Source organism: Pseudomonas sp. HLMP (assembly GCF_046365545.1).
Taxonomy (GTDB): domain Bacteria; phylum Pseudomonadota; class Gammaproteobacteria; order Pseudomonadales; family Pseudomonadaceae; genus Aquipseudomonas; species Aquipseudomonas guariconensis_B.
In genome coordinates this window covers 3,621,568-3,644,591 of record NZ_JBDLLR010000001.1, presented here as the reverse complement: position 1 = coordinate 3,644,591, position 23,024 = coordinate 3,621,568, and the positions used below count along the sequence as shown (strand labels likewise).

General features: G+C 62.7%; 10 protein-coding genes. 1 reads left to right on the top strand and 9 read right to left on the bottom strand.

Annotated features, from left to right (window positions below; genetic code table 11):
- Positions 1-6: 6 nt before the first annotated feature.
- Entirely contained in the window at positions 7-537 is a 531-nt protein-coding gene (locus ABFA30_RS16700; protein ID WP_225789872.1) for an RNA polymerase factor sigma-70, read from the bottom strand.
- Between the two features lie 337 nt (positions 538-874).
- On the opposite strand from ABFA30_RS16700, the gene ABFA30_RS16695 reads away from it, so the two are divergent.
- Positions 875-13,822 (top strand): non-ribosomal peptide synthetase, encoded by a 12,948-nt coding sequence (locus tag ABFA30_RS16695; RefSeq protein WP_410045694.1) that lies wholly within the window; start codon positions 875-877, stop codon positions 13,820-13,822.
- 68 nt (positions 13,823-13,890) lie between these two features.
- Here the strand turns inward: ABFA30_RS16695 and ABFA30_RS16690 are convergent, their stop codons facing one another.
- The 8 genes from ABFA30_RS16690 to dsbD all read right to left on the bottom strand — a co-directional run bounded on the left by ABFA30_RS16690 (position 13,891) and on the right by dsbD (position 22,832).
- Positions 13,891-14,592 carry an ATP-binding cassette domain-containing protein gene (locus ABFA30_RS16690; RefSeq protein WP_253081348.1) on the bottom strand — a complete coding sequence of 234 codons (702 nt, stop codon included), beginning with the start codon at positions 14,590-14,592 and terminating at the stop codon, positions 13,891-13,893.
- Between the two features lie 743 nt (positions 14,593-15,335).
- On the bottom strand, positions 15,336-16,541 hold the full coding sequence (locus ABFA30_RS16685) for a YcaO-like family protein (protein ID WP_410045693.1): 1,206 nt from the start codon (positions 16,539-16,541) through the stop codon (positions 15,336-15,338).
- 4 nt (positions 16,542-16,545) lie between these two features.
- Positions 16,546-17,337, bottom strand: a complete 792-nt coding sequence (locus ABFA30_RS16680; protein ID WP_253081350.1) for a nitroreductase family protein — start codon at positions 17,335-17,337, stop codon at positions 16,546-16,548.
- Positions 17,334-18,200, bottom strand: a complete 867-nt coding sequence (locus ABFA30_RS16675) for an McbB family protein (protein ID WP_253091014.1) — start codon at positions 18,198-18,200, stop codon at positions 17,334-17,336. Before ABFA30_RS16675 ends, ABFA30_RS16680 begins: the two co-directional genes overlap by 4 nt.
- Before the next feature lie 60 nt (positions 18,201-18,260).
- Complete coding sequence (locus tag ABFA30_RS16670) at positions 18,261-18,470, bottom strand: hypothetical protein (protein ID WP_253081352.1); 210 nt, start codon at positions 18,468-18,470, stop codon at positions 18,261-18,263.
- A gap of 1,053 nt (positions 18,471-19,523) precedes the next feature.
- Complete coding sequence (gene dsbG / locus ABFA30_RS16665) at positions 19,524-20,282, bottom strand: thiol:disulfide interchange protein DsbG (RefSeq protein ID WP_253080427.1); 759 nt, start codon at positions 20,280-20,282, stop codon at positions 19,524-19,526.
- Position 20,283: 1 nt separating this feature from the next.
- The gene (locus ABFA30_RS16660) at positions 20,284-21,120 is read right to left on the bottom strand and encodes a TlpA family protein disulfide reductase (protein ID WP_253101211.1); all 837 of its coding nucleotides are present in this window, start codon (positions 21,118-21,120) and stop codon (positions 20,284-20,286) included.
- Positions 21,120-22,832: a protein-disulfide reductase DsbD gene (dsbD, locus tag ABFA30_RS16655; protein WP_253167906.1), complete on the bottom strand. Its 1,713-nt coding sequence runs from the start codon at positions 22,830-22,832 to the stop codon at positions 21,120-21,122. Before dsbD ends, ABFA30_RS16660 begins: the two co-directional genes overlap by 1 nt.
- Between the last annotated feature and the right edge of the window lie 192 nt (positions 22,833-23,024).

The window sequence follows — 23,024 nt, the reverse complement described above, 5'->3', positions numbered from 1 at the left end:
CTGCCGTTACTCCTGGCGGCTGGCGGTCTTGCGGCAGTGGATCAGCGCGTCGCGGATCATGAAGTTGACCAGCGTCGGCGAGACGCCCAGCTCCTTGGCGATGTCCTTCTGTGGCACGCCGTGCAGGCGGTACATCTCGAAGGCATAACGGGTGCGCTGGGGCAGTTCGGTGAGGGCGTCGGCGATGTGTTCGAGGGTGGCGAGGTTGATATGGGTGGCTTCCGGCGAGGCGTTCTGGATGACGATATTGAGGCCTTCCTCCTCGCTGCCGGAGTACTTCAGCTCCATGGCCTGCTTGCGGTAGTGGTCGATGGCCAGGTTGCGCACGATCTGGAACAGGTAGCTGAGCTGGGCCTTGAACGACGACGTGATCTGTGGCGCGGCGCTGAGCCGGAAGAACGCATCCTGCACCACATCCTCGGCGCGTGAGCGGCAACCGGTGATGCGCGCGGCGATCTTGACCAGGATGCTGCGGTTGTCGACGAACGCTTGGAGTAACGGTGAATCGCACCTACTTGTGGACAATTGTTCCGCCATGGAAGTCACCTTGTTCTCTGAGGGGAAGGCAGCGCGCCGGGAGGGTGGCTACCTACGACGTGCGACAAGCTATTCAGAATGATAATGATTGTCAAATACGAAAGTTAATGAGTATCTATTCGTATCGGTTCTAAAGCGCCGTCGCGTGAACCCGTTCACGCCTTGTGCCATTCGTCGTCGAGCAAGGGCCGGTGTTGGCGCGGCTGCGAATCACCCGGGCGTTTAATTATTTCCCCCGCCCATCCGTTCCCCTGTGTACCCAGCTGCCGAACGCTGCCCGCCGACTCGTGCGGCGCCGCCCAGGCACGACTCACCCAGACACTGGCAGGAACTCCCCATGACGGACGCCTTCGAACTCCCGCACTCGCTGGTCCAGGCCCTGGCGCAACGCGCCACGCAGACCCCGGACCGGGTCGCCTTGCGCTTTCTGGCCGACGACCCCAGCGAACAGGCCGTGCTCAGCTACCGGGACCTGGACCTGCGCGCGCGTACCATCGCCGCCGCCTTGCAGGCCCGTGCCGGCTTCGGCGATCGCGCGGTGCTGCTGTTCCCCAGTGGCCCGGACTACGTCGCCGCGTTCTTCGGTTGCCTCTATGCCGGTGTCATCGCCGTGCCGGCCTATCCGCCGGAGTCGTCGCGGCGTCACCATCAGGAGCGCCTGCTGTCGATCATCGACGACGCCGAACCCCGTCTGCTGCTGACAGTAGAAGCGCTACGTGACAGTTTGCAGGGCCTCGATGCCCTGGCCACGGCGCAGGCGCCGAGCCTGCTGGCGGTGGATCGCCTGGACCCGGCGCTGGCCGAAGGCTGGCGCGAGCCGGCCCTGGCGGGCGACGATATCGCCTTCCTGCAGTACACCTCCGGCTCCACCGCGCTGCCCAAGGGCGTGCAGGTCAGCCATGGCAACCTGGTGGCCAACGAGCAACTGATCCGCCATGGCTTCGGCATCGACCTGAACCCGGACGACGTCATCGTCAGCTGGTTGCCGCTGTACCACGACATGGGCCTGATCGGCGGCCTGCTGCAACCGATCTTCAGTGGCGTGCCCTGCGTGCTGATGTCGCCGGGCTACTTCCTCGCCCGGCCGCTGCGTTGGCTGCAGGCGATCAGCGAATACCGCGGCACCATCAGCGGCGGGCCGGACTTCGCCTACCGCCTGTGCAGCGAACGGGTCAGCGAGGCGGCCCTGGCCGGCCTCGACCTGAGCCACTGGCGCGTGGCTTACTCCGGCTCCGAACCGATCCGCCAGGACAGCCTGCAAACCTTCGCCGACAAGTTCCAGGCCTGCGGCTTCGACCCGCAGAGTTTCTTCGCCAGCTACGGCCTGGCCGAAGCCACCCTGTTCGTCAGCGGCAGCCGCCGTGGCCAGGGTATCGCCGCGCTGGAGCTGGATGCCGAGGCCTTCGCCGCCAACCGCGCCGAAACCGGCCAGGGCAGCGTGCTGATGAGCTGCGGCTATGCCCAGCCGGGCCATGCGGTGCAGGTCGTCGATCCGCAGCGCCTGGAGACGCTGGCTGACAACCAGGTCGGCGAGATCTGGGCCGCCGGCCCGAGCATCGCCCTGGGCTACTGGCGCAACCCCGAGGCCAGCGCGCGTACCTTCGTCGAGAAAGACGGCCAGACCTGGCTGCGCACCGGCGACCTGGGCTTTTTGCGCGACGGCGAACTGTTCGTCAGCGGGCGGCTGAAGGACATGCTCATCGTCCGTGGCCAGAACCTCTACCCGCAGGACCTGGAGAAGACCCTCGAACGTGAGGTCGATGTGCTGCGCAAGGGCCGTGTGGCGGTGTTCGCCGTCGACGACCAGGGCGAGGAGGGCATCGGCGTGGCGGTGGAGATCAGCCGCAACGTGCAGAAGGCGGTCAAGCCCCAGGACCTCATCAAGACCTTGCGCCAGGTCATCGCCGACGCCTGCCGCCAGGCACCGGCAGTGGTCCTGCTGCTCAACCCCGGCGCGCTGCCCAAGACCTCCAGCGGCAAGCTGCAGCGCTCGGCCTGCCGCCTGCGCATGAACGACGGCAGCCTGGACTGCTACGCGCGCTTCCCCGCAGCCGAGGAACAGGCCACCCCGCAGCTAGCAGGCGATGACTTGCAGGCACGTATCGCCGCGATCTGGCGCGAGCTGCTCGGTGTCGAGTCGGTGGCCGCGGACGATCATTTCCTGCTGCTGGGCGGCAACTCCATCGCCGCCACCCAGGTGACGGCGCGGCTGGCCGACGAGCTGGGCATCGAGCTGGGCCTGCGCACCTTGTTCGAAGCGCCGCTCCTGGCCGACTACAGTGCCGCCGTGGCTGGCATACTCGCCCAGGGCACTGGCGGCGCTCGCGCCATCGATACCCTGGCGCGTGGCCAGGCGTTGCCGCAATCCCTGGCCCAGAACCGCTTGTGGTTGCTGTGGCAACTGGAGCCGCAATCGGCGGCCTACAACATCCCCGCCGGCCTGCACTTGCGTGGCGAGCTGGACGAGGCAGCGCTGCAAGCCAGCTTCCAGGCGCTGGTGGCACGCCATGAATCGCTGCGCACCGTCTTCAGCGAGGTCGACGGCCAGGCCCTGCAACACATCCTGCCCACGCTCGCATTCGAGCTGCAGCGGATCGACTTGCAGGGGCAGGATGGCGCCCAGGTCGCCGCGCAGCGTGAAGCCCAGGCCCGGCAGCCGTTCGACCTGACCCAGGGGCCGTTGCTGCGGGTGACCCTGGCACGCCTGGGCGACGAGGAGCACCAGCTGTGGGTGACCCTGCACCACATCGTCGCCGACGGCTGGTCGCTGAACATCCTGCTCGACGAGTTCGCCCGGCTGTATGCCGCCCAGGGCCAGCAGGCCGACCTGGCGCCACTGCCCCTGGGCTACGCCGACTATGGCCAGTGGCAGCGCCAGTGGCTGGCCGACGGCGAGGCCGCGCGGCAATTGGCGTACTGGAAAGCCCGGCTGGGCGATGACCTGCCGGTGCTCGACCTGTGCACCGACCACCCCCGCGCCGGCCAGCGTGGCAAGCGCGCCGCGCGCCTGGGCGTGAAGGTGCCCGCCAAGCTGGGCGAGGCCATCAAGGGCCTGGCCCGCGAGCAGCAGGCCAGCCTGTTCATGGTCCTGCTGGCCGCCTGGCAGGGCCTGCTGCACCGCTACACCGGGCAGGGTGACATCCGTGTCGGCGTGCCCAATGCCAACCGTCCGCGCCTGGAGACCCAGGGGATGGTCGGCTTCTTCATCAACACCCAGGTGCTGCGCGCCGAACTCGATGGCCGTACGCCGTTCCAGCAGTTGCTGGCTCAGGTGCGCCAGGCCACCCTCGACGCCCAGGCCCACCAGGACCTGCCGTTCGAGCAACTGCTCGAGGCGCTGCCGCAGGCCCGCGAGCAGGGCCTGTTCCAGGTCATGTTCAACCACCAGCAACGCAACCTCTCGGCCCTGCGCCGCCTGCCCGGCCTGCTCGCCGAGGAGTTGCCCTGGCACAGCCGCGAGGCCAAGTTCGACCTGCAGCTGCACAGCGAGGAGGATCACCAGGGGCGCCTGAGCCTGGCCTTCGACTATGCGGCCGAGCTGTTCGAGGCCGACACCATCCAGCGCCTGGCCGGCCACCTGCTGGCGCTGCTCGAGCAGGTCTGCGAGCAGCCGCAACTGGCCCTGGGCGAGGTACAACTGCTCGATGAACACGGCCGCGCCCAATTGCAGGCCTGGGGCCAGGCCCCAGCGCCAGCGGCCCAACGGCTGCTGGTCGAGCAGCTCAATGAGCAAGCGCGGCAAACCCCGGAGCGCACCGCACTGGTGTGGGAGGGTGGTAGCCTCGACTACGCCACCCTGCACCTGCAGGCCAACCGCCTGGCCCACTACCTGCGCGACAAGGGCGTCGGCCCGGACACCTGCGTGGCCATCGCCGTCGAGCGCTCGCCGCAGTTGCTGGTGGGCCTGCTGGCCATCCTCAAGGCCGGTGGTGCCTATGTGCCGCTGGACGTCGACTACCCGGCCGAACGCCTGGCCTACATGCTCGGCGACTGCGGCGCCAGCCTGCTGCTCAGCCACAGCGCGCTGCTCGGCCGCCTGCCCCAGGTGCAGGGCGTCAGCGCCATCGCTCTCGACCAGTTGCACCTCGACAGCTGGCCGAGCCATGCGCCCGGCCTGCACCTGGACGGCGACAACCTCGCCTATGTGATCTACACCTCCGGCTCCACCGGCCAGCCCAAGGGTGTGGGCAACACCCATGCGGCGCTGGCCGAGCGCCTGCAATGGATGCAGGCTACCTATGCGCTGGACGACAGCGACGTGCTGATGCAAAAGGCGCCGATCAGCTTCGACGTCTCGGTGTGGGAATGCTTCTGGCCGCTAGTGAGCGGCTGCCGTCTGGTGCTGGCCGGCCCCGGCGAGCACCGCGACCCCCAGCGCATCGCCCAGTTGGTGCAGGCGCATGGGGTGACCACGCTGCATTTCGTGCCGCCGCTGTTGCAGGTGTTCGTCCAGGAACCCCTGGCGGCGGGCTGCACCAGCCTGCGCCGGCTGTTCTCCGGTGGCGAGGCGCTGTCGGCTGCCTTGCGTGACCGGACCCTGCAACTGCTGCCACAGGTGCAACTGCACAACCGCTATGGCCCGACCGAAACCGCGATCAACGTCACCCACTGGCACTGCCGCACCGAGGACGGCGAACGCTCGCCGATCGGGCGCCCGCTGGGCAACGTGCTGTGTCGGGTACTGGACGACGACCTGCAGCCGACCGCGCCAGGCGTGCCGGGCGAGCTGTGCCTGGGCGGCGCGGGCCTGGCCCGTGGCTACCTGGGCCGCCCGGGGCTGACCGCCGAACGCTTCGTGCCCCAGCCCGACGGCAACGGCCAGCGCCTGTACCGCAGCGGCGACCGTGCTCGCTGGCTGGTCCAGGCCGGGGCCCTGGAATACCTGGGGCGCCTCGACCAGCAGGTGAAGGTGCGAGGTTTTCGTGTCGAACCTGAAGAAGTGCAGGCCTGCCTGCTGGCCCAGCCGGGCGTCGAGCAGGCGCTGGTGCTGATCCACAAGGACGCGTTTGGCGCCCAGCTGGTCGGCTACTACAGCGGCGTCGAGCAGGATACAGCGTTGCTCGCGGCCCTGGCCGAACGCCTGCCGGCCTACATGGTGCCGGCGCAACTGATCCACCTGACCTGCATGCCCCTGGGGCCGAGCGGCAAGGTCGATCGCAAGGCGCTGCCGGCCCCGGTCTGGCAGCAGCGCGAGCACATCGCGCCGCAAAGCGAGTTGCAGCAGCAGGTCGCGGCGATCTGGCGCGAGGTGCTGAACCTGCCACAGGTCGGCCTGCAGGACGACTTCTTCGCCCTCGGCGGCCATTCGCTGCTGGCCACCCAGATCGTCTCGCGCAGCCGCCAGGCGCTGGACGTGGAGCTGCCGCTCAAGGCGCTGTTCGAGGCCAGCGAACTGGGCGCCTTCTGCGCCGAGATCGCGCGCATCCGCGAGGCGGGCGAGCGCAACCTGCAAGGCGAGATCGCCCGGGTCGACCGACGCCAGGCGGTGCCGCTGTCCTATTCGCAGCAGCGCATGTGGTTCCTCTGGCAGATGGAGCCGGACAGCCCTGCCTACAACGTCGGCGGCATGGCACGCCTGCGTGGGGTGCTGCACGTGGATGCCTTCGAGCGCGCCCTGCAGGCGTTGGTGGTACGCCACGAGACTCTGCGCACCACCTTCCCGAGCATCGACGGGGTGCCGTACCAGTGCGTGGCCAACGATAGCCCGCTGCACCTGGCCTGGCATGACTTCAGCGCCGAGCCGGCCAAGGTGCGCGAGCAACGCCTGCAGCAACTGGCCGACGAACAGGCGCACCAGCCGTTCGACCTGGAGCGCGGCCCGCTGCTGCGCGCCTGCCTGGTCAAGGCCGACGAGCGCGAGCACTACTTCGTCCTGACCCTGCACCACATCGTCACCGAAGGCTGGGCCATGGACATTTTCGCCCGCGAGTTGGGCGAGCTGTACGAGGCCTTCGTCGACGAGCGCGAATCGCCCTTGGCGCCGCTGCCGGTGCAGTACCTGGACTACAGCGTATGGCAGCGCCAGTGGCTGGAGGGCGGGGAAGGGGAGCGCCAGCTGGCCTACTGGAAAGCCCGCCTGGGCGACGAGCACCCGGTCCTGGCGTTGCCCTCGGACCGTCCGCGCCCCGCCGTGCAGAGCCACCGTGGAGAGTTGTACCGCTTCGACCTCGACCCGGCACTGGCGGCGCGGGTGCGGGCCTTCAACAGCGAGCGTGGCCTGACCCTGTTCATGACCGTCACCGCCACCTTGGCCCTGCTGCTGCACCGCTACAGCGGTCAGCGCGACCTGCGCATCGGCGCGCCGGTGGCCAACCGCATCCGCCCGGAGAGCGAAGGGCTGATCGGTGCCTTCCTCAATACCCAGGTGCTGCGCTGCGCGCTGGACGGGCAAATGAGCGCCGCCGAACTGCTCGAGCAGGTGCGCCACACCGTGGTCGAGGGGCAGTCGCACCAGGACCTGCCGTTCGACCAACTGGTCGAAGCCCTGCAGCCGCCGCGCAGCAGCGCCTACAACCCACTGTTCCAGGTGATGTGCAACGTCCAGCGCTGGGCCTTCCAGCAGAGCCGCGAACTGGCCGGCATGCAGGTGGACTACCTGGTCAACGACGCCAGCGCCACCAAGTTCGACCTCTACCTGGAAGTCACCGACCTGGACGGCCGCCTGGGCTGCTGCCTGACCTATAGCCGCGACCTGTTCGACGAGCCGCGCATCGCCCGCCTGGCCGAGCATTGGCAGCAACTGCTGGTAGCGCTGCTCGACGACCCGCAGCAGCGCCTGTGCGAACTGCCGATGCTCAGCAGCGCCGAGCAGCAGGTGCTGATCGGCCAGTTGCAGGGCGAGCATGACTTCGAGCTGAACCACACCGTGCATGGCCTGTTCGCCGCCCAGGCGGCCAGCACCCCGCAGGCCCGAGCCTTGACCTTCGCCGGCCAGCACCTGACCTACGCCGAGCTGGACCAGCAGGCCAACCGCCTGGCCCGAGCCCTGCGCGAGCGTGGTGTCGGCCCGCAGGTCCGGGTCGGCCTGGCCCTGGAGCGCTCGCTGGAGATGGTGGTCGGCCTGCTGGCCATCCTCAAGGCCGGTGGCGCCTACGTGCCGCTGGACCCGGAGTACCCGCTCGACCGCCTGCGCTACATGATCGAGGACAGCCGCATCGGCCTGCTGCTGGGGCAGCGCGCGCTGCTCGCGGCATTGGGCGAGCTGCCCGCAGGTGTCGCCCACTGGAGCCTGGAGGACGATGCGGCGACGCTTGCGGCCTACAGCGATGCGCCGCTGGACAACCTCAACCTGCCGCAGCACCAGGCCTACCTGATCTACACCTCCGGCTCGACTGGCAAGCCCAAGGGCGTGGTGGTCAGCCATGGCGAGATCGCCATGCACTGCCAGGCGGTGATCGCCGCCTTCGGCATGCGCAGCGACGACTGCGAGCTGCATTTCTATTCGATCAACTTCGATGCCGCCAGCGAACGCCTGCTGGTGCCGCTGCTGTGCGGTGCTCGGGTGGTGCTGCGTGGCCAGGGCCAGTGGGGCGCCGAGGAAATCTGCCAACTGGTGCGCGAGCAACAGGTGAGCGTGCTGGGCTTCACCCCCAGCTATGGCAGCCAGCTGGCTCAGTACCTGGCCGGGCGTGGCGAGCAGTTGCCGGTGCGGCTGGTCATCACCGGCGGCGAGGCGCTGACCGGCGAGCACCTGCAGCGCATCCGCCAGGCCTTTGCCCCGCAACAGTTCTTCAACGCCTACGGCCCCACCGAGACCGTGGTCATGCCGCTGGCCTGCCTGGCGCCCGAGCAGATTCCCGCCGACGCCGGCAGCGTGCCGATCGGTCGGGTGATCGGGGCACGCACCGCCTATGTGCTCGACGAAGACCTGGCGCTGCTGCCCCAGGGTGGCGTCGGTGAGCTGTACGTCGGCGGTGCAGGCCTGGCCCAGGGCTACCACGATCGACCGGGGTTGTCTGCCGAGCGCTTCGTCGCCGACCCGTTCAGCCAGGATGGCGGTCGCCTGTACCGCACCGGCGACCTGGTGCGCCTGCGCGCCGACGGCCTGGTGGAGTACGTCGGCCGTGCCGACCAGCAGGTGAAGATCCGAGGCTTTCGCATCGAGCTGGGCGAGATCGAGAGTCGCCTGCAGGCCCATGCCGACGTCGACGAGGCGGTGGTCCTGGCCCTCGACCTGCCAGGCGGCCGGCAACTGGTGGGTTACCTGGTCTGTGCCCAGGCCCAGGCCGACGGCGAGGCCCAGGCGGCCCTGCGCGAGACGGTCAAGGCCCATGCTCGTCAGCACCTGCCGGACTACATGGTGCCGGCGCACCTGGTGCTGCTCGATAGCCTGCCCCTGATGGGCAACGGCAAGCTCGACCGCCGCGCCCTGCCGGCGCCCGACCTGGAGCAGGCGCGCCAGCACTACCAGGCGCCGGCCAACGAGCTGGAGCAGCAGTTGGCGCAGATCTGGCGCGAGGTGCTCAACGTGTCGCGGGTCGGTGTGCAGGACAACTTCTTCGAACTGGGCGGTGATTCGATCCTGTCGATCCAGGTGGTCAGCCGTGCGCGTCAGTTGGGGCTGCAATTCACCCCGCGCGACCTGTTCCAGCACCAGACCATCCAGACACTGGCGGCGGTGGTGCGCAGTGGCTCGGCGCCGAGCAGCATCGAGCAGGGCCCGCGCCAGGGGCGCACTGCGCTGACGCCGATCCAGCATTGGTTCTTCGACAGCGCCATGAGCCAGCCCCAGCACTGGAACCAGGCGGTTCTGCTGGAGGCTCGCCAGCCGTTGCAGGCCGATGCCCTGGAGCGTGCCCTGGCGGCGTTGCTGGAGCATCACGACAGCCTGCGCCTGCGCTTCACCCAGGCCAATGGGCAGTGGCAGGCCGACTATGCCCAAGCGGCGACGCAAGCGCTGCTGTGGACCGCCACCGTGGCCGATTTCGACGACTGCCAGGCGCTCTACACCGACGTGCAGCGCAGCCTGGACCTTGACCGGGGCCCGCTGTTGCGTGCCTTGCTGGTCAGCGACGGGCAGGGTGGGCAGCGCCTGCTGCTGGCGATCCACCACCTGGTGGTCGATGGTGTGTCCTGGCGCGTGCTGCTGGAAGACCTGCAGGCGCTCTACCGTGGCGAGCGACTGGCAGCCAAGACCCACGCCATGGGCGACTGGGCCGCGCGCCTGGCCAGCTATGCCGGCAGCGACTCGCTGCGCGACGAGCTGGGCTGGTGGGTCGGCCAACTGGGCAATGCCCGTCACGAGCTGCCGTGCGACCATCCCCAGGGTGGCAACCTGCATCGCCATGCCCGTACCCTGGCCATCGAACTCGATGTGGAGCAGACCCGGCAACTGCTGCAACAGGCGCCGGCGGCTTACCACACCCAGGTCAACGACCTGCTGCTCACCGCCCTGGCCCGCGCCCTGTGCCGCTGGAGCGGTGACGATGCGGTGCTGGTGCAACTGGAGGGGCATGGCCGCGACGGGCTGTTCGAGGACATCGACCTGACCCGCAGCGTCGGCTGGTTCACCAATGCCTACCCGCTGAGCCTGAGCCCGGCAGCGGGCGAGGGCGACGTTGCCCGTGCCAGCTCGATCAAGCGCATCAAGGAGCAACTGCGCCAGGTGCCGCACAAGGGCATCGGCTACGGCGTGCTGCGCTACCTGGCCGACGACGCCAGCCGTGAACGCATGGCGGCGTTGCCCCAGGCGCGGATCACCTTCAACTACCTGGGCCAGTTCGACCAGCAGTTCGATGCCAAGGCGCTGTTCCAGCCGCTGGATGCACCGACAGGCCTGGCCCACGACCAGGACGCACCGCTGCCCAACTGGCTGAGCGTCGATGGCCAGGTGTATGGCGGCGCGTTGCAACTGCGCTGGACCTTCAGCGCCGAGCGCTACGAGGAGCGCACCATCGCCGAGCTGGCCGAGGCCTATCGCCAGGAACTGCTGGCCCTGGTCGAGCACTGCCTGGGCGAGGGCAACGGCAGCTTCACGCCCTCGGACTTCCCCCTGGCGCAACTGACCCAGGAGCAGATCGACAGCCTGCCGGTACCGGCCGCCGAGATCGAGGACGTCTACCCGCTCACGCCGATGCAGGAGGGCTTGCTGCTGCACACCCTGCTCGAGCCAGGCACCGGCATCTACTACATGCAGGACCGCTATCGCATCAACAGTGCCGTCGACCCCGAGCGCTTCGCCCAGGCCTGGCAGGCCGTGGTGGCGCGCCACGAGGCCCTGCGCGCATCGTTCAGCTGGAACGCCGGCGAGGCGATGCTGCAGATCATCCACAAGCCCGGCAAGACACCGGTGGACTACCAGGACTGGCGCGGCCTCGACGAGGCGGTCCAGGAAGAGCGCCTGCAAGATTTGCACAAGCAGGAGCGCGAGGCCGGCTTCGAGCTGCTGCGCGAGGCACCGTTCCACCTGCGCCTGGTGCGCGTCGACGATGAGCGCTACTGGTTCATGATGAGCAACCACCACATCCTCATCGATGCCTGGTGCCGCTCGCTGCTGATGAACGACTTCTTCGAGATCTACCAGGCCCTTGGCGAGGGTCGCCAGGCCCAACTGCCGGTGCCGCCGCGCTACCGCGACTACATCGGCTGGCTGCAACGCCAGGATCTGGACGAAGCACGCCAGTGGTGGCAAGACAACCTGGCCGGTTTCGAGCGCGCCACGGCCATCCCGAGCGACCGCCCACTGCGTCATGAGCATGCCGGTGACGGCATGATCGTCGGTGACTGCTACACCCGCCTGGAGGTCAAGGACGGGGTGCGCCTGCGCGAGCTGGCCCAAGCCCACCAACTGACCGTCAACACCTTCGCCCAGGCGGCCTGGGCCCTGGTGCTGGCGCGCTACAGCGGCGAGCGCGACGTGGTCTTCGGCGTCACCGTGGCCGGGCGCCCGGTCAGCTTGCCGCAGATGCAGCGCACGGTCGGCCTGTTCATCAACAGCATCGCCTTGCGCGTGCAGTTGCCCGAGCCAGGCCAGCGGCTCAGCGTGCGCCAGTGGCTGCAGGGCCTGCTGGAGCGCAACATGGAGCTGCGCGAATACGAGTACCTGCCGCTGGTGGCGATCCAGGAGTGCAGCGAGCTGCCCAAGGGCCAGCCGCTGTTCGACAGCCTGTTCGTGTTCGAGAATGCACCGGTGGAAACGGCGGTGCTGGATCATGCGCAGCACCTCAATGCCAGCTCCGATTCGGGCCGTACCCACACCAACTTCCCGTTGACCGCGGTGTGCTACCCGGGCGACGACCTGGGCCTGCACCTGTCGTTCGACCAGCGCTACTTCGACTACCCGACCGTCGAACGCCTGCTGGCCGAGTTCAAGCGCCTGTTGCTGGCGCTGGTGCAAGGTTTCGAAGGGGAGGTGGCCGAGCTGCCGCTGCTGGGCGCGGACGAGCAGCGCTTCCTGCTGGAAGACTGCAATCGCACCGAGCACGCCTACAGCCTGGAGCAGAGCTATGTGGCGCTGTTCGAGGCGCGGGTCGCCGCCCATCCCGAGCGTGTCGTCGCCCGTTGCCTGGAGGCGGCCTATGACTATGCCGGGCTGAACCTGGCGGCCAACCGCCTGGGCCATGCCCTGGTCGCGGCGGGCGTGGCCATCGACCAGCCCGTGGCGCTGCTGGCCGAGCGTGGCCTGCCGTTGCTGGGCATGATCGTCGGCAGCTTCAAGGCCGGCGCTGGCTACCTGCCGCTGGACCCGGGCCTGCCCTCGGCGCGCCTGCAACGTATCGTCGAGCTGAGCCGCACGCCAGTGCTGGTGTGCACGGCGGCCTGTGCCGAACAGGCGCGCCAGTTGCTGGACGAGCTGGGCGGCGCGGCACGGCCGAAGCTGCTGCTGTGGGAGGCGGTCCAGGCCAGCGATGTGGCCAGCCACAACCCCGGCATCCACAGCGCGCCGGACAACCTGGCTTATGTGATCTACACCTCCGGCTCCACTGGCTTGCCCAAGGGGGTGATGGTCGAACAGCGCGGCATGCTCAACAACCAGTTGAGCAAGGTGCCCTACCTGCAACTGGACGAGCAGGACGTGATCGCCCAGACCGCCTCGCAGAGCTTCGACATTTCGGTCTGGCAGTTCCTCGCCGCGCCGTTGTTCGGTGCCCAGGTGAACATCGTGCCGAACGCCATCGCCCACGACCCGCAGGGCTTGCTGGCCCATGTGCAGGCCACCGGTATCAGCGTGCTGGAAAGCGTGCCGTCGCTGATCCAGGGCATGCTGGCCAACGAGCACCAGCCCCTGGACCGCCTGCGTTGGATGCTGCCGACCGGCGAGGCCATGCCGCCGGAGCTGGCGGCCCAGTGGCTGCAGCGCTACGCCGAGATCGGCCTGGTCAACGCCTATGGGCCGGCAGAGTGTTCGGACGACGTGGCGTTCTTCCGCGTCGACGCCGCGTCGACCCGTGGCAGCTACTTGCCGATCGGCACGCCGACCGACAACAACCGCCTGTACCTGCTTGGCGAGGACCAGGCGCTGGTGCCGCTGGGGGCGGTGGGCGAGCTGTGCGTCGCCGGTACCGGTGTCGGCCGCGGTTACGTCGGTGACCCGGTGCGTACTGCCCAGGCCTTCATACCGCATCCCTATGGGGCTCCGGGTGAGCGCCTGTACCGCACCGGCGACCTGGCACGGCGCCGTGCGGACGGTGTGCTCGAATACGTCGGCCGCATCGACCACCAGGTGAAGATCCGCGGCTACCGCATCGAGCTGGGCGAGATCGAGGCCCGCCTGCATGAGCAGGCCGAGATCCGCGATGCTGCTGTGGGCGTGCAGGAGGGCGTCAATGGCAAGCACCTGGTCGGCTACCTGGTGGCTCACCAGGGCATAAGCGCCGATGCCGCGTTGCTGGAGCGGGTCAAGCTACGCTTGCGGGCCGAGCTGCCGGACTACATGGTGCCGCTGCACTGGGCCTGGCTGGACGGCCTGCCGCACAACGCCAACGGCAAGCTCGACCGCAAGGCCCTGCCAGCCATCGACATCGGCGGCCAGCACAGCCAGGACTACCTGGCGCCGCGCGACGAGCTGGAGCAGACCCTGGCTGGTATCTGGGCGGACGTACTCAAGGCCGAGCGGGTTGGCGTGCGCGACAACTTCTTCGAACTGGGCGGCCACTCCCTGCTGGCGACTCAGATCGCCTCGCGGGTGCAGAAGCAGTTGCAGTTGAACGTACCGCTGCGGGCGATGTTCGAGTGCAGCACGGTGGAGGCGTTGGCCGAGTACGTGCGCGGGCTGCAGGACAGTGCGCTGGACGATGACAAGGTCGACCGGCTCAGTGACCTGATGGCGGAGTTGGAGGGGTTGTAAGCGTCGCTCTTGACCCTATCGCCGATTCTACGGCCATAGGGTCAAGAGCAGGTTGCTGCACATCGCCATTACACAGTGGCATTGATGAACGCTTCATCAAGTGAAGTGGCATGGTGACGGGTCATGAACTGGTCGCCGCTATCAAATTCCTCGAGTCGTTGGCGGGCAAGCATGTAGAAGCGATGACAGTGAGTGGCGATCTCATGTGTGTAGTGAGATGAGATCAACACAGCTGCACCTTCTTGGCAGGCATTACTGATACCAAGCCATATGTAATGACGGAATTCTGGGTCGACACCTGCAGTAGGTTCGTCGAGTATGATCAAGTCGCTGCCCATGAGGAGTAGCGTTAGGGTGAAAAAACTCCGAATCTCACCGTAGCTGCACGTAGAAGCCTTCTTTTTTGATATCTCGGAATAGCGTTTGAATAACGGAGGCGACCAAGTGTAGAGGCGTGCAAGCGTTTCAGAGTGGCTGGGTGTGGATGTTGAGCTTAAACAGGAAATTAAGTTGTAAACTTCGGCCATATGCAGTAGCGGTGGAGGGGTTAGAATTTGAGTAAGGTAAAGCTGTTGCTGGGAATTGTTGATTATCTTTCCGTGGGTAGGCTTTCTAATTTTGCAGATTAGGTCGAAAAGTGTCGTTTTCCCAGCTCCGTTGCTACCAAGAATACCAACTATTTCGCCTTTGTTTAGAGCTAGGCCTATATTGTCAAACAAGGTTTGATTTTTATAGGAGAAGCTCAGGTTTTTGATGCTTAGTATGCTCATTTAGTATCTACTCCAAATAGGCTGGATTCTGAAATATTTACCAGTCAGGTAACTGCCAAGAAGGGAGCTGGTAAGTGCTGCGAGAAAGCTGTTGATCAGTGAAATCTCTCCGTGAAATATTTTTGTGCTCAGATGTAGTGGGTTTATAGAAGGAATGTCCTGAGTGTGCATGGCGCCTATATAGCCTGAGAGTAACATTATGAAAGACAAGAGAGAGAAAAGTGTGTTGGCAGTGGTGAACTTTATGGGTAATGCTGCTATGGCAAGTCCAATGCATGAAAACATCAGATAGCTCGCATAAAAGCAGGATAGTAAATACAGAAATTCATAGGTCGAGTAGTCGCCGTATAGTGGTTTGGTTGTTAAGTAGAAAAAGCTGAAATAGATGATGCTGATCAGGGTGTAACTAGTGAGGTGTGAGCACAAGAATAGAGCGATTGCTGTTTTCTGATAGATAAATGATCGGATGAATCCACTTTCTCTTCTGCCGATGAGATAAAAGCTCAGGCCAAAAAAAGCGACGCTTGACGAAATGTATGCGTAGAACCATGCTGCTGCAGTGATATATGCTTGGCTCGTTTGTTGAGATGTCGGGGTGCTTTGCGTCAAGATGATGAACATTATACAAGGCGATAGTGCTGTCCACAGAAGTGCAGTGGGCTCCTTCAAGTGCTCGAGAACTAAAATCTTTGAGATTCTTGCAATTCTGACCACCCTAGGCGTCGCACATTGAGGAAGGCTGCTCATGGGAAGGGGACCATTCTGGTTAGTTGTGTAGTGATGATTTTTTTGGAAAAGAAATCGGAATAAGTGTTTTTGGTATTTAGGTGGAAGGCATTGTTCATGTGGAGGAACAGATTGGGTGAGGTGTACTTGCAAAAGTGAATGTTGGATTTTTTGGTGGGCAGCGCGGATAAGTATAGGTAGCCATTTAACTTGAGTTTTCTTATTGCGCTAATAAGGTTTTGGCAGGTGAGTGGGACGGTGTCGTTGGATGAGGACTTGGGGTGACTCATATCTATGTTGCTGGAAATTGTATTGTAGGTACTGTAATGGTTGCATTCCATGAAATAGCTGAGGTAAGGGTCCTCAATTTCTTTTTTAAAGTTATTGGTGCTGCTAAATGACTGCATGAATCGGAAGGTTTGCCATAATTCGATGGTTGCCTTTTCCAAAGCACTGGCGAGGTTGTCCGAATAAGCCATTCCAGCGCAGTATTTAACGTGGGCGTGCTTGTCGTTTTTGTTGCCGTAGCACAGTAAAATGCAGCTGCCAGGGAATTTATCGTCAGTTAAGTTTAAGATGCATAACTCTCCGTTTTTGTGTAATTGCTGGAGTAGTGGTCGGCTGGGTAGATTTTTCAGGGTCGAACAGGCATCAAGATATGAAACTTTGTCTGTGCAAGTTTTGGTAAGCCAGAATCTAAGTAGAAATTGCCTCTCTAGAGACTCTTTGAGTGCTCCCAGGATTGCTCTTTCAATTGTCACATGGGCACTGCATCCGCAGGTGTCTCTCATTGGGTAGAACTTGTTATCGACGGGGTTCCTGCCTGGCGAAATGGATATGCAGACAGTGGGAATCCTGCAGGGCGTGAAGTCAGTTATCCTGAAAACATTAGTGCGATCAAAAAGGTGCGAGTGTAATGGTGTCTTATGGCCATTCGTGGATGTCTGTGAGAATGCCTTGGAAAACTCGTCACATTCTTCGGGGGTCAGCCCATTATCTAGTTTGCTTGTGTCGTGTACGGGAACGTCAAGATAGAAGTGCTTTCTCTCGAACTGTTCGCCAATAGCACAGTTAATTACTTCTGATGACCATCCACTGCTTGAGCCGTAGGTGCCCCATCGACTGCCGCACTCAACACTATGAGGGAGATGGGACACTGCCCCCGGTCGGTGCAACTCAAAGTCTGTAGCAGCAGGGGTATGGATTTCGTTATAGATATTCATGAAACTAGCCTATGAGTTGAATACAAGCGGGTAGAAATAATGCTGGGTTCAAGTTTAGTTCTTTCGTGACCTCGTAATCGGTAAAGCCTGACCAAGGTCTGCTGTGCAGTTGTAACTCTTTGCAGCGTAAATCTGTAAGCATATACATGGATCCAGCTTCCATAAGGGCTAACCGATATCCTCTATATCGATATTTGAATATTGCCTTTGGTAAGTAGATGAAGTAGATGATTGCTAATGATGGTGAACCTATGTTGTCGTGCTCCTGGGTGATGGCATTGGACAATAAGTCTATATTAATTTTCGGGCTGTATGCCTCCAGCGTTCTTGAGGATGGAAGTAGGTGGAGAGCGCTGCTCTCAGTTGGCCAGTGCTTGATTTTATTGTTTAAATTGATGCAGAAAACTTCAATCGGGTAAAGTGCCCCGCCACTTGGGTAACCCCTCCTGTAGCTTGATCCACCTTTTACTAATAAGGGGGAAAGAAGGGCTTTGACAGTTTCGAACTGCATTTCCCGCTCATCGAACCAGTTACACGAGTTATTTCTGTGCAGACTATGGTTTTGACGTAAGGGTTGCAGAGCCTCCCCTCTATGGCCCTTTTCTGAAGTAAAGATATTCAACTTGAGTTCGTTGCCAGTTAGCTTTTTTAATTCTTTTAATGGGATGTGATGCAAGGTGCTTAAATGCCGGGTTGCTCTATGGATAACGAAATTTCCTTTGGCGTGAAAGGCTAATGTTTCATCTGTTACTTCGCGGGTTGTGAATTTCAGATAATGATCGTGAGGAATGCTCATGGTTTGAATCCTAAGCATTGGCAAAGTGGCCAGTGAATGCTATTGTCTTCTGTAAATGTGCCATTTTCTAAATTTAGAGTTCTAGATAGCAAAGTTTGGTCTTGAGTGAGTTTGGATTTTTGAGGGTGTATTAATTTGTTTGAGAATGAAGTGACTGTTCCGAGAATTAATGCGTTTTGAAGTTCGTCGATTGCTGTCTTAGGTAATGCTATTTTTTTTGATCGGCAAAAAGCCCATATTTTGTACCAGTGATGATGGCTGGGTCTCAATTGCTCATAGTGTGCGATTCTATCTAGGGTGCAAAAAGCGCATGGATTACCGATTGAGGGAATATAGACTTCGGTCAAGTGGAAGTACTTTCCACTGATGAATCCAACACTGATCCCACAATCAGGGTTGCTATCTAAGATTGCCGTGTAGGTTTTTCTGAGTAAGTCCGGGCATAGCTTTAAATAAGCAAGAATAAACAGGGTTGGCGTTTTTGCTTTGGGCGTTTTGGATAGAGGGAGTTTTCGGATCTGGGTTTTATCATGAGATTTCCTTTTCAAGTAGGACTTGAGTTCATTTGATATGTCCCAGTCAGTATAAATAATGGCGTTTTCAAAATAGGGAGGCTCTGCGTGTTCACCAATAATGGATATTGATCTAAGGAAGTCAATGCCACTGGCAGGGTTTAGGTTTTCACTTAGCAGTATTTGCTCGAGTTCATCTTGCGGTAGCAGTGTTGATTGAGTTTCGGCAAGGTGTTGTAGTGCCTTCGCCATTTTTGGTTCAGTGATTTTGGTAAATCCAATGGGGGAAAAGACCATTGGATCAGAGTCAAAGTTGAGTATTTCGTAGTTGTAGATCCTTAGTGTTTTCATTTTTGCTCCTCGGGTGGAGGAGGGCATCTTCTTTGGTGGGTGAAGACGCCCTACTTTTAGTTAGCAGTTCTCATGCTCAAGGTTGTCGATAGCATTACCGCCGCATCCTCCTGAACCCCCGCTACCACCTTTACATCCACCACCACCTCCACAACCACCACTTCCTCCGCAGCCTCCTTGGCTTCCGGAGCCTCCAAAGAATTCCGCTTCCATATCGCAATCGTTGTCAAAGTCCAGCTTCATGACATTGATGCCAAATTGATGGTCCATTGTTCTCTCCTTGGTTGTTGCCCCGAGTTCGAGTTCGGGGTTTGTGCAGGTTTAGGACCGTCGTTGATGCATGTCAAGTTGCGGCTGAAAAGTGTTTTTTAAAATTCCTCGGTCTTCTGTTTTATTCGGAGGTAAGGTTGTGTGAATGTTCCTAGGTGTTTGCTTACGGAGAATTCTTATTTTTGATTTTTTGGATTTTTTTTGTCAGAACATTCCTATTTTCATGTGTGAATTATTTTGCTGTTCGTTGAGGAATTTCTGGAGTTGTTGTTCGTTTGTTTTTCAGGAGGAAGTAATATTTATTGAGCCGCTGTGGGCAAAAAATGTTTCATTATGTGTAAATAGCCGTCTCTCAGTGTTTCTGTTTGAACGATTGCCGTGCTTGGAGATACACGATAGGGCGTTTGGGTTATGCGTCGTTGGCTTGTTGAATTAGGCGCTTGACAGCGAGATCACGTGGTCAGCCATATCCAAAGTGTCATGCCAAATGGTGGGGGGGAGGCAATGCCTGTCAGTTAAGCCTGGGGCTGCTCCGCAGCCCTTTCGCGGCACAAGGTCGTTCCAGATTCGGCGCTGGCTTGCAGGCAGCGCTATGCCTGAGCGGCCTTGTGTCGTGAAAGGGGCGCAAAAGCGCCCCCAAATGGCAGCTGGAAGTCTTAACTGGCCGGCATTGGGGTTGGAGGAGATTTTTAGATCTCTGCAGCCTGCGATGGCAGGTGAAAGAGGCACATCAATCAAGGCCATGGGGACGACACAGAGATCCAGACATTGACATTAGCGCCTGCCGAGAATCTATGCCTATGGTCAGCCCTTTCAAGATGTTCGAAGTGAGCTAAGTTAGGGCTGCTTTGCCGTCCTTTCGCGACGTAAGACTGCTCCAATCGGATGGTCTGTCAGCCGAAAGCTCTTTGCGCAACAGCGCAGCCAGGAGACTGGTGGGCTCTACAGGCACAGCGCTGAATCGCGGAACAGCGCGGTATCCCTCGGTGTGGCCTTGCCGGGGCGCCGGACCTATCGGAAAAGGCTGCAAAGCAGCCTCAGCCATTTTTACCTTCAGCGCTTGCCGAGAATCTTGCCCAGCATCTCGGGTCGCGGCGCGCCTTGCTGGCTCTGCAGGTTCCCTTGCTCATCCTGATAGAAGATCGCCGGCGTCGCCCGCAACCCCAACTCTTCCATAAACGCCAGATTCCCCTCCAGCTTGGTCTGCACAGCCTCCGGTATCGTGTCCAAGGCCTTGAGCGTGCTGGCCTTGCCCGCTTTCTCATGGTGCTCCAGCGCCTTGGCCGGGTCCTTGGCGGCGAGCAAGGCCGCCGACTTGCCTGGGCTGTCCTCGCGGATGATGCCGACCATGATATGGCGCAACTGCACCTTGCCCGACTCGACCCAGGGCCGTGCCTGCTGCCAGAACATGTTGCAGTACGGGCAGTTCGGGTCGCTGAACAGGTAGACGATGCGCGGCGCGTTGGCCTTGCCATCGGCGATCCAGGCGGTCTTTTCCATCTTCGCCCAGATAGCCTTGGTCATTGGGGCGTACACCAGTTTTTCCAGCGGCTCTGCGCTGAGGTCCTTGCCCTGTTCGTCGAACAGGCTGCCGACCAGCACATGTTTGCCATCGGGGGTCAGGTACAGGGCGATGCCGTTGTTCTGGTATTCGGCGGCATAACCGCGCAAGCCGTTGGGGGCATCGAAGCTGCCCTTGATCACGGCGCCCTTGGCTTGTATCTGCTGGACCGCCTTGGGCAGTTCTTCGGCCTGCAAGGCCGGGGTCGCCAGCAGGGCCAGGCTCAGGGGCAGCAGTGCATTCAATCGCATGTCAGTTTCCTTGTGCGGCGGAGGAGGGCGCGGTGGCCCGTTCGAAGGGTTGCAGCGCATGGCGCAGGCTGGCACGGGACAGTTCGCCCAGGTGGCTGCCGACCAGCCGCCCTTCGGCGTTGTAGAACAGAGTGGTGGGCAGGGCCATGGAGCCGACCCGCTGGGCCAACTGGCCGCTGCCGTCGAACAGTACATGTGTCAGGCTCAGGCCGGTGGTGGCCAGGAACGTACTGACGTTCTCCGGCGTCTCGCCCTGGTTGACGAACAGGAAGGTCACCTGCGGGTAATCGTGCTGGGCCTGCTGCAGCACCGGCATCTCGCGTCGGCAGGGCGGGCACCAGGTGGCCCAGAGGTTGATCACCAGTGGCTTGCCACGGTAGTCGTGCAGCGCTACCGACTGCCCTGTGGCATTGCGCAGGCTTAGCGCCGGCAACTCGGTGCCCTTGCTGTAGAGGTGGCTGCCAAGGCTCGCCAGCCCCCAGAACAGCGCGCCGCTGAACAGCGCCCAGCCCAGCGGACGGCGCAGGCCCGGGTGGCGCCAGCCCTGCCACAGGGTGCCGAGCACGATGCCGATCAGGCCGGCCCAGAGCAGGAAGCCGCCATCACGAATGTCGATCACCTGCACAGGGTCGTCGCGGTACATCGGCCAGTAGGCCAGCACGAAGCCCAGGCGGGCGAACACCAGCCCCAGCAGGAACAGGTTGAACAGCGCCGACTCGGGGCTTTCGCCGCCGCGCCGGGCGACCCACCAGCCGACCAGGCTGGCGATCCCGAGAGCCGCGAGCAGCAGCAGGTGGTTGAGGGCCATGGTCAGCGGCCCCAGGGTCACGGTCAGCATCAGCCTTGGCTCCTGGTCTGTGTCCAGTGCTGCAGGAAGGTGGCGGCATCCACCTCGCCGGTGATGCGCCGGGCGCGGCGTTCCTCGCCTTCCGGGCCGATCCAGATCAGGCTGGGCGGGCCTGGCACTTGGTAGCGCTGCAGCAGTTCGCGGCTCTGCGGGCTGTTGGCGGTGACGTCCAGGCGCACCAGGTGCACGTTGGCCAGGTCGGCCTGGACATCAGGCCGGGCAAATACCTGCTTTTCCATGACCTTGCACGACACGCACCAGTCGGCATAGTAGTCCAGCATCACCCACTGGCCGCGCTCCCGGGCGGCGTCCAGTTCACGTTGCAGCGCCTCGGGGCGGTTGACCGTGACGAAGGCATCCTCGGCCTTGGCGTTCGCCACGGGGGCACCGCCCCCCGCGAAGGGTTGCAGCGGTTGCCAGAGGTCGTCACCGCCGGCTGCGGCGCCGACCAGCAGCAGGCCACCCCACAGGGCGCCGAGCAGCGGCATGGCGCGCAGCGCGGGCAGGCGGTGCAGGGCAGGCCAGGCGGCCCAGGCCAGGGCGATCAGCCAGGCGCCAGCGAGGGCCAGCAACAGCGTTGCCGGCAGCAGGCTGCGCAGGGTGTACAGGGCCATGGCGAGGAAGACGAAGCCGAACAAGCCCTTGACCAGGTTCATCCAGGCGCCGGGGCGCGGCAGGTAGCGATTGCCCAGAGTGACCAGCAACAGCAGCGGCACGCCCATGCCCAGGCCCAGGCTGAACAGCACCAGACCACCGTGCAGCATGTCGCCGCTCTGGGCGATGTACAGCAGCGCACCGGCCAGCGGTGCGGTCATGCACGGCCCCAACAGCAGGCCGGAGAGGGCGCCGAGCAGCGCTGCGCCATACAGGTTGCCACCACGGGTACCCTGGCCTGCGCGGTCGAGGCGGTCGCGCAGGGCCGCCGGCAGTTGCAGCTCGAAGGCGCCGAACATCGGCAATGCCAGGATCACGAACAAAGCGGCCAGGCTGCCCAGCAGCCAGGGTTGCTGCAACCACGCCTGCAGGCTGGCGCCGAGCAGCGCGGCGACCACGCCCAGGGCCGCATAGACCAGGGCCATGCTCAGCACATAGACACCGGCCAGCACCCAGCCACGGCGGGCGCAGGCACCGTTGCCCAGGACCAGGCCGGCGAGGATCGGCAGCATCGGCAATGAGCACGGGGTGAAGGCCAGCAGCAGACCGAGGCCGAAGAAGGCCAGCAGGCTCCAGGCCAGGCTGGCGTGCTGCAGGTCGCTGGCCAGGGCCTGGTCGCTGGCCTGTTCGGTGGTCGCCGGGGCTTGGCCGCCGAGTTCGATCACGGTGGTTTGCGGTGGGTAGCACAAGCCGGCGTCGGCGCAGCCCTGCCAGCCCAGGCGCAACTGGCCCTGGGCATTGGCGGGGAGCAGCAGCTCGAGCTGCTGGCGGTAGACGGCGCTGTCGCCGAAGAACTCGTCGTGGTGGTTCAGCGCCGGCGGGAGCTGCGGGTGCTGCTCGGCGGGCAGGCCCTCGAACTTCAGGCGTTTCTGGTAGAGGTAATAGCCGTCCTGGATCTGGAAGTGCAGGCGCATCTGGCCGTCGGGCAGGTGATCGTGGGTCAGGACGAAGGCCTGGTCGACGGGCAGGAAATCCGGTTTGACCTCGAAGGGGTTGGCCTGGAGCGGGCCGGCCAGGAGGAGTGTCAGCAAGAGCAGGAAAATGCGCATGTCTTCGCCTTGGCAGTGCAGTGAGGGGGCCCATGCTGGCCTGGGCTGATTAACCGAGGGTTAACCGGGTCCTACAGGCTGCCTTGTAGGACTGTTGGGTTCGGATGCTGGTCAGTTAAGCGGTATTGGAGCTGCTTTGCAGCCCCACTACCAACAATCACCCCAGCGCGACGAATCTCCCCGCCAGGCGTC

Bases quoted from the DNA above. Each gene is read 5' to 3' on its own strand.
- ABFA30_RS16700 (WP_225789872.1), bottom strand. From the start codon at position 537: ATGGCGGAACAATTGTCCACAAGTAGGTGCGATTCACCGTTACTCCAA.
- ABFA30_RS16695 (WP_410045694.1), top strand. From the start codon at position 875: ATGACGGACGCCTTCGAACTCCCGCACTCGCTGGTCCAGGCCCTGGCG.
- ABFA30_RS16690 (WP_253081348.1), bottom strand. From the start codon at position 14,592: ATGAGCATACTAAGCATCAAAAACCTGAGCTTCTCCTATAAAAATCAA.
- ABFA30_RS16685 (WP_410045693.1), bottom strand. From the start codon at position 16,541: ATGAATATCTATAACGAAATCCATACCCCTGCTGCTACAGACTTTGAG.
- ABFA30_RS16680 (WP_253081350.1), bottom strand. From the start codon at position 17,337: ATGAGCATTCCTCACGATCATTATCTGAAATTCACAACCCGCGAAGTA.
- ABFA30_RS16675 (WP_253091014.1), bottom strand. From the start codon at position 18,200: ATGAAAACACTAAGGATCTACAACTACGAAATACTCAACTTTGACTCT.
- ABFA30_RS16670 (WP_253081352.1), bottom strand. From the start codon at position 18,470: ATGGACCATCAATTTGGCATCAATGTCATGAAGCTGGACTTTGACAAC.
- dsbG (WP_253080427.1), bottom strand. From the start codon at position 20,282: ATGCGATTGAATGCACTGCTGCCCCTGAGCCTGGCCCTGCTGGCGACC.
- ABFA30_RS16660 (WP_253101211.1), bottom strand. From the start codon at position 21,120: ATGCTGACCGTGACCCTGGGGCCGCTGACCATGGCCCTCAACCACCTG.
- dsbD (WP_253167906.1), bottom strand. From the start codon at position 22,832: ATGCGCATTTTCCTGCTCTTGCTGACACTCCTCCTGGCCGGCCCGCTC.